This is a genomic window from Frankia sp. CoWAU3, assembly GCF_977971855.1.
Map to the genome: position 1 here is coordinate 7,121 of NZ_CDWWXB010000172.1, position 840 is coordinate 7,960.

Consider the following 840-nt stretch of genomic DNA (forward strand, 5'->3'; position numbering starts at 1 on the left):
CTCCCGGACGGCCCGTTCGGTGGTGAGACGTCGGTAACGGTGGGGCCGATGGCCGTAGCTTGCCGGCGCCGGGAGCCGTCGGCGCCTGTGCGGCGGCTATCGGTGACTGGTCAGGTGGCGGCTGTGGCGCCGACCAGCGGGCGCGCCCGTTCGTGCCATTCGCGGACCGTCACCGTCGGGTGCGTGTCGAGCTCACGGTCCAGCTCCCGCAGTTTCTCGGTGACCCGGGAGGACGACAGCTGCCCGGCGACGGCGACGGCCCGGTAGCCCGCCTCCAGGGCGGCCTCCAGGTCCGGAGTCGGTCGGCGCAGGTAGGCCAAGGCGAGGTCGGCCTCGGCGTAGCTGCGGGTTCGGGCGCGCGCCGCGCCCTGCAGGCTCCGGGCCTCGAGCAGTTTCGTCTCGGCCGGTCGGGCGCGGCCCAGCAGTAACAGGCAGTGACCATGGCACTCGGCGACGTCGCCGGCGTTGTAGTGGCCGGCCCAGGACGGTCCGTCGTCCCCGTCGCTGCGCGCGATCGCCCGGTCCATCTTGTCCAGGGCCTCCATGCAACCGGCCTCGTCACGGTTGCGTGCCAGCGCCCAGGCATGCTTGTCGTGCAGCATGGCCTGCACGGCATACGAGGAGTGCCGCACCGCGCGGCCGAGGGCCGCCCGGGCCAGGGCGAGGCTCTGCCGGGGATGGCCCAGCCGGGCGGCCTGGTCGCTCATCGCGGACAGCACCCGGCCGGCGAGCATGACGTCGTCGGCGTGTTCGGCGAGGCTGAGGGCCTGGATGTAGTAGCGCTGCGCGAGGGCCTGCCGGTTGCTGTCCTGGGCGAGCCACCCGCTGAGGTGAGGATTT

General features: G+C 73.3%; 1 pseudogene. It reads right to left on the reverse strand.

Going from position 1 to position 840, the window contains the following annotated elements:
• Nucleotides 1–110: 110 nt before the first annotated feature.
• Nucleotides 111–840: pseudogene (locus tag AC08ON_RS14140) on the reverse strand (transcriptional regulator); the annotation flags it as partial.